This window comes from Nitrospirota bacterium (assembly GCA_020846775.1).
Taxonomy (GTDB): domain Bacteria; phylum Nitrospirota; class 9FT-COMBO-42-15; order HDB-SIOI813; family HDB-SIOI813; genus RBG-16-43-11.
In genome coordinates this window covers 1-10,416 of the sequence record JADLDG010000073.1, presented here as the reverse complement: position 1 = coordinate 10,416, position 10,416 = coordinate 1, and the positions used below count along the sequence as shown (strand labels likewise).

4 protein-coding genes are annotated in these 10,416 nt (G+C 41.3%); all 4 read right to left on the bottom strand.

What is annotated here, in order from left to right; all coding sequences use genetic code 11:
• Positions 1-95: 95 nt before the first annotated feature.
• Positions 96-4,049, bottom strand: coding sequence for a hypothetical protein (locus IT392_09595; protein ID MCC6544740.1), 3,954 nt, complete (start codon positions 4,047-4,049; stop codon positions 96-98).
• 3 nt (positions 4,050-4,052) lie between these two features.
• Complete coding sequence (locus IT392_09590; GenBank protein MCC6544739.1) at positions 4,053-7,583, bottom strand: DEAD/DEAH box helicase family protein; 3,531 nt, start codon at positions 7,581-7,583, stop codon at positions 4,053-4,055.
• A 111-nt stretch (positions 7,584-7,694) separates the two neighbouring features.
• Complete coding sequence (locus tag IT392_09585; protein MCC6544738.1) at positions 7,695-8,114, bottom strand: hypothetical protein; 420 nt, start codon at positions 8,112-8,114, stop codon at positions 7,695-7,697.
• Between the two features lie 351 nt (positions 8,115-8,465).
• A complete protein-coding gene (locus IT392_09580; protein ID MCC6544737.1) occupies positions 8,466-10,196 on the bottom strand; it encodes a C2HC-type zinc finger protein in 1,731 nt (576 codons plus the stop codon).
• Positions 10,197-10,416: the final 220 nt, after the last annotated feature.

The window sequence follows — 10,416 nt, the reverse complement described above, 5'->3', positions numbered from 1 at the left end:
CGTACTGCCTCTTCCTTGAACTCCTTACTATGCTTCCTATGACCCTTACGTTCTTCCATTTCACACCTCCCAGGTTAATTATTCTACCTAACCCTTCAGTGTGTCCGCAATAGCGGGGGAAGATCAGTGCGACTTTTTGGGGGCACAGCCGCCGCTCTTGGGCTACCAGCTATTGAACCGATCGGGACAGCATTTGATTCAGCTTTTGGTTGATGTTCTCCCGTAATACCGCTAACAGTTTCAGTCTGTTGTTCCGCTTTTTTATTATCAGTTTGCACTAACGAATTCTGAGACTCAAGTGGGACACGCAGCTCCGTTTTGCATAAGTCAAGAATTTCCTGAGGTACGCTCCAGTTTTTGTCTTTAAGCCTTTCAATATCAGATGCCTCAAGAACAAGCTCAACCCAATCTTCCAAGTCTTTGTATTTCACTATCAGGGACTTCGCCAGCATTTTAGCGAGCTGACTCACTTTCAACTCATCTTGATAAATCAGGATATTGTGAATCCTATCCCAGAATACCGGATGTGCCACTGTTTTAGATTCGTAAATGGCTTCCGTCTCAAGAACGAACTCTACCTTAATTTCATTCATAGTAATAGCCTCGCTAAGAGATAAGAGTTTTGAAAACACGTTCTCTTTACTTAACCGAGCATAGTCTTCTGGAGTTCTTTCTCTAAGCCATGCGGCTATCATTTTTACAGCAGCTTGAGTTATATATCGTTTGGAATCGAGAAGCTCATAGTCCCCGCAATTATCGAGATCTTCAGTAACCGATTCAGACAGGAGTGGCACATTCAACGCCTTATAGAATGGCAACCATTCATTAAATGCATCTTTCCTTGGTCGCCAGGCGAACTCAACATTGGCACAATTTTCAAAAATGTGCCGTAACTCACCATCATCAGGTACCACCATCTTATCACTTGTACAAAATGTGTCTGACTGAGTGTAGAGCATTATATTTTCTGAGAAATCCTTCCACCAATCAGGGCGTTCGTCCTCCGGTGTCTGAGCTATGGGTTTCAGCTTTTTGTAAAGCCGTTCAACTATCATAACCTGCTGGGTTAGATTCTCAAGGGGGGCATCTTGGAGCTTAAGCCACTGTCGCGCAAAGCATTCAGTATCTACTTGTTCCTTGATGCCAAGCTGTTCAACGAAAAATTCCTTAAGTTTCGGATACTGATTCTGAAGATAGGCAAAATCATCCCCGAGAATATCGTAAGCATCTTCCCATACACACTCTCCACTCTTAAACCACATTACGCCTTTCTGATCACCCTTTTTTAGAATAAGAGCTTCATTAATAAAAAGAGTTTGAATATCTTGTGGATCCCGGGCGATTCTGACAGATAGTTCTGAATAAACTCTTTCCGCCATATCTGGGTCGGCAGTAGTGTCGCCTGCTGTATCCTGAAGCAACCCAAGCAGTTCTTTCACAGTCACTTCTGAACGTACCCCCAGAAACTCCAGTACATTCTCAGTCAGAACACCTTTAAAATATGGGACTGTATTTCCCAGGATTTCCTTGACGCCCTGCGTGAAAAGAAAAGCCTGAGATGGTCTGACATACCCCTTGGTGGTTGGAAACCACGAAAGTTTACGAAGCTGTTCCAATACTGAGCTGGACAAATATATAGTACCTGTCCCATGGTTTTGGTAGGTTCCTTTAGCAAAAAAACCTAGTTCGTACAGTTTCTGCTTATTTTTGTAATAAGAAGGGTCAGGGATATCCAGAAGGCTAAGATAAGAAATCAAAGCCTGAGACAATGTTTTGCTGACCTTACCTTCTTCGTTTGGCTGTATAAGTGAAGATGGTTGTACATATGTTGATATTTCTGTATCATATGTTCGCGAATACGCTGCATGGGTAACACAAGTGGAGGCAAGTTCTTTTTCTGATGATAGTTCTGTTGGGACTTCATAATATTTGTACTTAATTTTTTGAAATGCAGGATAAACTTTTATGTTCAATTTGGTTACCCATTCTTGAGTCAAAGATGGATATGCGTTAGCCAGTGCAACAAAATGGGAACGGTCTTCCTTTAGAGGCCATATATGTTGCCATCCAGCTTTTGGATTGTAATTCTCTGGAACCACGATGTCCTGTATTGGCAGTTTGCGGGCATCTTTTAGCAAAATCTTCCGACCATCAGACAGTATAATAGGTAAATCTCCCCATTCTATTTTAGGCCCGGCATGAGCCTCTAACCATTTGGCGGCTTTAATAATTTGGTCCTCGTCAAGTTGTTCATATGTGATAGTGAGTTTCGCTAAGATATCTACGCAGTAGTTTTCAATAGATAAATCATACACACAAAGCACTTCTGTAAGCCATTTATTTAGCACTTCATGGTCGTTTTGCTGATCAAGAACATGCTTCAACTCAGAGTGCAAAAATGCTATAGGTACAAGCTTAGATAACCAGACAGGAACATGATTAAGAGTATCTTGTTCCGTCTCATCAAGAGGGAAATAAATAGGTTGTTCTTTGTCACATGATAGCCGTATTTTCATCACATCATCTGACACAGGAATTATTGGAAGAATGTAAAGAGTAGCAGGCTTGAACTTGTTCGTGCTCAAGTATCGAAATAGATCAACGAACCAAGTCACAGAGTGCTGCCGAACCCAGACGGAGTCCTCTAGACAAGACACTACCTCCAACGATGATAAGGGCTTTACACCAATAGTAGTTAATTGTTTCGCAAATAATTCTATTTCTGGGCATACAAGTCGAGTCTCTCCGCGTATATAATCCGGAAAGTCTTCCGGAGACCCTAAGACTGCCCTAAAATCCTCAGCTGAGAGACGAGCTTTAGTAGGCTGGACAAGGGAGTTGTCCGGCAGAACGAGCACACAATCCTTACTGGCCAAACATTCCTGTATTGGCTTAATAATGTACGATAAAAATGGATAGTGGCTTTCAAATGGGATAGAAGCATATGCCGAAATTTTCGCTTCGAAAGGAATTTCTGGAGCATCCATCAAAGCATGGAATGACTTTGCATATGTCTCGACAATACAGCCACGAAGCCATTTATTCCATCCTTCATCTTCCTTGACCCCCTCACGAGAACTTACTAGTAAAAAATCGGCATTGACGATAAAAGGAAGACCGGTTTTTTCCCATACAGGAAGATAAGCAAACAGCTTGCCTTCTTGAATCGTTTGCTCCAATGGAATCGCAACGGAAACTTTACGAAACTCGATGTCACGCCTTTTTTCGTGTTGAACATCATCAGGCTTTTCAAACTCTATTTCAGTCAACCAATACTGGAATGAGTAGAACGTCTCTTCACCAGATAGTGTTTCACGACGCAGGTAAGATAATTCAATCAGCTTCGACGGTCCTATGCTGCTTTTAACATGTTTTTCAATAATCACCTCGTATTCAGTATTATATTCGGGAAGGTGGACAGAGATTTCGATTGAACTCAGATTCTGTAGAAATAGAATTGTCTCTGGTGCGAAGTCGCGCAGTGCTTCAATAACGTTTTGTATATCTATTTTATTCTTATTGATAGGCATGATGACAGTAGTCTCATCTCTTTTAATCCATGCGGGAGGACATGTTACCCAACTAGGAACAATGTATCCAAGACCGGTTGTCTCATCATCTTCCGGTAAACAGAACTGAAACCCGTTAGAAAAAACATAAGGGCAGGTTGTGATACGAAAAACCGACTTGAATCCAATTCCCTTCTCTCCAATATAGCCTTGAGATTTGTTCTTAGTGGATCTCCCTACCTGGCAAAGTGCCCGAACATGCTTCTCCTGGAAACCTCTTTCATTGTTGTGTACTATAAGAACAGTATTTTGGTGCTCTTCAAGTTCCTCCTGGCGGAGTTCAAAACGAAGTCTCGGACGTATATCCGACATGTAATCATTGTCTTCTGCATTCTGAATCAACTCGAATATAAAATGGGTATCTCTTGAATAAAGATCGTCAGCTAAGGTTTTAATACTACTCGCGAGACTCTCTCGCGGCATGTCCCTCATTCCACTGTATTCCTGCCGAATGGAATTTATATAATCGCTCTTTGTCATAGGTTAAACTTCCACGACTACAACCCCAAAAGCCACCGGCTCGCTAATAATGTCAGCCTTTGCCTCAGATTCTGCTATATCCTTCATTCTTCTTTCAAAGTCTATCTCTGCATTCTTGATTTGCGACTGACGCATACGGCGAATATTGTCGTTGGTTGCATCCTGCAGCTGCTCCTGCAAAATGTTCATTCGTGCTTTATGACTGGTTTGTAAACTCTCCCTCCTATATTGCGCAAGAAGATAATTATGGGCTTGGTGCTCCGACCTTACTTTCGACCATAGGAGATGATGCTGTTCATCGAGAACATCGAAGGTTTCCTTCGACGGGAGATTTGCATCGGGCACAGGCACGGCATTATGCAGAGACTCAAAAAACTTATCCGTAAGGAGTGCATTGCTGCAGACTGGCTGAAAGACAACCTCATCACGCATACCGTACTTTTGCCATTTATAGATTACAAACGGATATATTCCTTCCTGGAAACGGTTGTCAGTAATCTTAAATGCTGTGTAACGGGCCTGTTTCCGTTCCCATGCCAGGGCTGCTTGGATGGCAACTGGATGTATTGGAGTAATGAAGGTTACACCCCTATTTTCAGATGCGTAATCAGCATCGAAAGTCATCTGCATATTGGGATTACTACCTTTAAGCCAGCGCTCCCATTCCCTGTAAAGAGGGGATGCCTTCGGCTGCAATTTCCTGAAATCCTCAAGAAGACGATTACGGACATCCTGGTTAAGCCTAAGGGTTTTTGTCTCTTTCTCCCCCAGGAGATACTCTTGCTCAGAGCCGGTTATATCCGAGAGATACCGGACAATCAAATTCTTAATGGAATCTGAGGAAATCCAGAAGTTGGAAGCCTGCTCAACCTCTTTTTCGATCTGCTGTTGAGGGAGTCTCAGTCCGAACAACTCGATCTGCTTTTCCTCAAGATCCGCCTGTTCCTTGATCTGCCGTATTTCATTGTCTGCAAGCTGTTTAAGTTTGGCCCTTCGTTCTTCTGCGGTTAGAGATAGATTTTCAGCAACCTCATGAATTTCGCTTGTAATGCGACCGAGTATTTCCTCTCCGCCACCTATTGCTTCATTGAAAACCCCGATCCTGAGAAGGCAACGCTCATAAATATCGGCATCTACTGTACCGGGAGTAATAAGGTTGTAAATGGCGATTGTATCGCTTTTTTGCCCGTAGCGGTCAATACGCCCTATACGCTGTTCGACCCTCATAGGATTCCAAGGCAAATCGTAATTAACCAAACTGTCGCAAAATTGATAATCAAGACCTTCGCAACCTACTTCAGAAGACAAAAGGATATCAAGCGATTCAGGCAACTCCCATGGTTCGCTGAATCGCTTTCTCAAAAGTGTACGTTCTTCATCGGGTATCCCCCCGTGGATAAGCCCCACCCGAAGCCCTTTTATTTGCAGATGACTAAGCAGATAAGACAATGTGTGCCGGAAACTGCTGAAGAGCAAAAGTTTATTGTTCGGCATTTTCTGTTTGCCTTCAATAATACTGAACAACGCCTCAAGCTTAGGGTCTCTGGGTGAGAGAGTTTCAACCTTCGAAATAATCTCGGTAATTTCCTCTTCGAACCTAGTTATGGAATCACTGTCGAAGGAATTTGAAACCTGATCCATCTCTTCCCATTCAAGAATATCTGTTTTTCGTGTTAAAATATCACTAAGAAATGGTGCTAGCCCAAAAAGGCAACTGGCGACCTGCCTCCGGATAGTTGTCATCATAAAGGCAATATTCTTGTCTCCATGTATTCGCCCTAGAATTCGGGACTGAAATGCCAGCACCCTATCATGCAATTCCCGCTGTTCCGGTGTAAAATCAACATTCACCGTCTCTGGTTTGCGGGTAGTGAACTTACCTACATCACGCCGCCTTGTACGACTGATTATGTTAGAAAAAGTATGCAGTTGTTCAGCTACGTGAATAAAGGATACTCTATTTTCCTGAAGCAGTTCGTCTTCCAAGGTAAAGTCATACAACGTCTGAAAATCCGGGTTATTCTGAAAAAACGTTCTGCCCCATGAGGTATTTGCAGCTCTGGTTAAAGCATCCCGAGCACTTGAATGCCACGCCGGTTTAGCTCCCCTTGCAGCATCTATAGCATGATTTATATAAGGATTGGGTTCTGCCATGTGTTCAAAGCTGGGATAGTCAATAATCAAGTCTGGGCGCAAGAGATTGAGCAGAACAAAAAGATCATTGATTCCCAACTGGATAGGAGTTGCGGTTGTAAAGATGACAGCCTCGGCATTCTCACAGAAAAACCGTACTCCCTGGTGGACATAAGTGCTGGTATTTCGCAAATGATGCGCTTCGTCAACGATAACGAGATCAAAATGTGGAGGCGGATCGAGCTCTGTCAGTCCTATAATCCTTTTCCGGCCACGGCCCCTCGTCGTGCCATGAAGCAGGTCCTCCCCGAAAAGTGAAAACGGGAGAATACATTTTGTATATTTATCAGGCCAGACCCCGTCCTTGTCTGTCTCGCTTATACAGTATTTTAAAGTCTGGCCATCAATATGCTCAAAATGTTCGTCAAATCTTTTCATATCCATTTGCCATTTGCGCTCAGTAACAAGTGGCTTAGGGCAGATAATAAGCACGGAGTTAATGTCTCTGCGTGCCTGCAATTCCCGGAGAATCAGCCCAGCCTCTATAGTCTTGCCCATGCCTACCTCATCCGCAATTAGCAGACGGGGCCGGTCTGATCGGATGAGTTTTAAGACGGGTTTAAACTGATACGGCACATAATTGATACGTGCTGCATGCAAAGAGTAAAGGTTTGCAATGCCGGGATGCCTGAGATGCAGGGCTGTAAGATAGGCATGAAAGTCATCTAGTGAAGCGATCTTCCTATCTTCACTTATTATTTTCTTCTTTACAAGTTGACTGGAGTAGTACGTGGCCGTATCGCTGTTATGGTAAATCACATACCTGTTTTCGGGCTTACCGGGTAGTATGTCAATAACAGCACCGCTTATTGAAGAATCGGCGAGCAAGATTACTATATCACCCTTGGCAAAATCCGTATCAGGCTGACTCTCCTTCTTAATAGAACCTTCGGGTTTTACTTCATTGACAGATGATGAATATAGGGCTTGTTTCCGGTCCCTCACTTTACTAATCAATCCACTGTCCGCTTTAACAACTTCAAGGAATCTTTGCAGTGTATCAAGATCTCGGTAGATATCTTCTTTAGGTATTTTTTGATTCGATAAATGAGCCCACCGATTCCGTATAGTTTGCATTTCTTTTACCCAATTCCGGGCTTCACGCGGCAAACCAGCCTTCTCGGAGATTACATACCAGTTTTTATCAATTACTCTCAATAGAGCGGCGAGATCAAGGTCGGACAGGAGACGTATACTTTTTTCTTCGACCTGTCGCTGCTGCTGAAATGATAAGGCGCTTATGACGTATTTCTTCCACCATTCTTTATCAAATGAAGGTAATACGGTCTGAAGGAACGACCTGATGTTTTCTGAAGTGTCAGTGAATAATAATTCGAGCATTAGTCCCCAGTCGCTCATAAAGTTTACTGTGTGGCAAGTCTATTCCACCTGTAATATTTCGACAAAATACCCCTTACTCCCAAAGGCTGTCAATGTGTTCTAAGGTCGCGATTATTCACTGCTGAAGCTATTTAAGTGATAAGCTTCCTTTAGTAATTGTTCAAATCTCATTTCTTGTTGCATATTCAAATACCGATAAGTACCGGTTCCCCAAACAACTCCTAGGAAGTTTTGTGATCTTATACCTCTAACTTGCTTTTCTAAAGGAAGTGGGCTAAAGGCTTTGAAGTATATTTTACTACCCGAAACATTTTTAACTTTTGATTTACCAAAATAAGTTAGAGAATTGTTAATTGCAGGGTATACAAAATATGCCATTCCATTTGCTTCGTGTGCTCTCGATTCATTAAAATTGCCATTCCTGAAATTCTGCCATGAGAACGAAGAACACAATGATTCCTCATCACATCCAGACGTGCAAGTTCCTTGGTCATCTACTGTGAATCTCCCATAACCAACAAAAACAGTCATATTCTTGCATTTGAATAGACGGTCATCATGCAGAACATTTTTGCATTTTCCTGACCAACCCTGGTTGTTAAAAGCAACTCTGATAATTATACTAATTTGACACCGTACCTTTTTTTATGAGCTTAAACTTAATGTTTAATGTACTGTGAAAAACGCACTACGTACACACTCCCACTGTTAACTAAGTTAGATTAAAATATAATAGCCAAAGGGTATTCCGCAGTCAATATAATGTTTCTTGTGTGGGGGTAGTCCACTTACATTTATACCCATTCCACCCATCATTGTGGCAAGCAATTCTTGCAGAAATATCTAAAATCATAATTTACCTTTTTTATATTAAGCATTCGCTTAGTCACTACTACAGGAATAACATACATCACTAGCAAACATTGCTTGCCGCCCGCAAAACCGACATTTTGGACGATTAAGTACATGTCCACTTGTTACTTCAGCAATTAAATTATTGTGTTTTACCTCACCGTGCCGAATGTTACAAATATCTTTATGCTTGTCTATTATTCGTTTCTCAAAACTGCGTCCGCAATAAGGACATTTCTTCATTACAAGATTTGATTTATTTAATGCTACTGGTTTAGCACTTATTGGCGGCTGACGTTCTGATATTGATTTTGTCAATTGAGATGATTCCTTAAGTTTCAGTATATGGCAAATGGAATAGTGTGTGCTAAGCTCTGATGCAGCCATCTTTTTTTTGCAATAACGGCATTTCCCTAATAATTGAGGTTCGAAGGTTATATTTCTTGTACGACACCTTTGATCCAAGTGCTCCTGTACACTTCCCTCTTTAATCTTTTCACGACATTTAGGACATGTCTTTTTTTTAGCTTTCTTTGATTGAGCATTCAATGATACTATTGGTTGCCCACTTTTTGATTTCATTAGATCTTTTTGAGGACATACAATATTTATATGATTAAGATACTTATAAGCTTTTATCTGCATCTTACAATAGGGACATTCATTATATTCTTTTCTTGAAAATACTGCAGGATTTATTGGCGGCTTTTCAATGATTGCATGATTAGACCGAATAGCTTCTGGATAAACCTGTTTAACTTTAATGTCCTGATTAATTGCTGATTGCTTGTTTACTGCCTGTATTACCTGAAGCATTTTCTGTGGGCTTTCATTATTTAAACTTTGGACTTGCAATGCACCCTGAAGATCTATTAAATGGTTTTGTGTAAAACGAAGTTGTTTATGAAACGGCATATCAAGCGTTATAATCATAGATCCTTCCGCTATCTTTGAATCTAATGCTAATAACAACGCTTTCTTACCATCTTCACTGGTATTGCAGACATGCTTAAATTCCGCAGCACAATTTGGACATAATGCAATGTGATTAGCTAGTATTTCCTTTTCTACAGCAGAAATAAATTGAACTGCTTCGAAATAGTCATATCCATCATTCAGTTTGAATGGCATTTCGTTATCGCATAGCTGGCATATTACGTTTCGATTTTCATTACTATTATGATTCCTAAGATATTCCTTTGCATGGGGGTCATTAGAAAAAGAACTAACGCGTACAGACCTTGTTCTTTCCTCATAAGTTTTATCGTCGGCCGTCATTGTCAGTTCTCTTGCCTTTTCTTCTCGACGGGTTATATCAAAGGTTTTACTTGTTGGCAATGGCTCAACATAGCCTGTTGATTTTGCCTTATCAAATAAATCCTGTGCTTGACTTATAAGCTGTCCCTTCTTCTCTTCTGGCAGACTATTAAATATCTCAACTAGTGCAAAAGGAATTCCAAGATGCTGAGCCATGTCCTCTTTTTTCTTGTACATTATCCCTTGTTTTTTAGCATTCTCTCCAAAACCAATTGCTGTCAACCATCCATTTCTGTCATCATAGACAAAATCAGGATGTAAGATTTCACGATATATGTCTTCAGGCTTATGAAATACTCTGTTTCTGTCAGGGATCCATGCTGAAGACTGTAGTTGATAGACAATTGAAGAGGGTCGTTCTCTTAAATCACGTTGCTGGTTTGGTCTGTACTGTGCCTTCAAAACAGACGGCGAAGCCTTTGATAAAGTTTTCCAAACAAGCAAACAAATGTCATGTTTCTTTAATTTTATGTACTTTTCAAGATTATTGATTTTATAATCTCTGTCTATTGCAGTATTTCTTTGCTTTGCACCATGAGTGATCTTTCCCCGATTTAACGGACACTAAGTTAGGTTAGGCTACCATAGCCTCCTGTTCAAAACATACCGGGGAACGATACCCCAGTGTCGAATGCCTTCGCACACGATTATAGAACATCTCGAT